Below are 277 nucleotides of genomic sequence, written 5' to 3'. Positions count from 1 at the left end.
GCGTTATACACATTTACGTCGGTATTCAAATATGCCTGCAAAGGGGCCGCTGTTTGTAACGTGCGTTTATAGTTGCTGCTGAAAATATGTATATTTTGATACTCTTTGAAAAAAGTAACTAAATTATTTGCACGTGCCTTTCCCACCTCTGAGAGCGCTGGATTTTTACCCGTTAACTTTTCGCTATGACGAAACAAATATATCTCATCAGGTGCTGCAAACACTAAACTACAATTAAATAACATGACTAAAAAAGTGATTGCTAATATTATTTTAA

The 277-nt window shown here is 35.0% G+C and carries 1 protein-coding gene; it reads right to left on the bottom strand.

Annotated elements, in window-relative coordinates; translation table 11 throughout:
• The coding region (locus AAEZ18_RS18750; protein WP_352255909.1) for a histidine phosphatase family protein at window positions 1-277 on the bottom strand (277 nt) is incomplete at both ends.

Origin of the sequence: Pseudoalteromonas sp. 19-MNA-CIBAN-0066 (assembly GCF_040308705.1) — a bacterium.
In the GTDB taxonomy this organism is placed as follows: domain Bacteria; phylum Pseudomonadota; class Gammaproteobacteria; order Enterobacterales; family Alteromonadaceae; genus Pseudoalteromonas; species Pseudoalteromonas nigrifaciens.
This window is presented reverse-complemented; position numbering and strand designations above follow the sequence as displayed.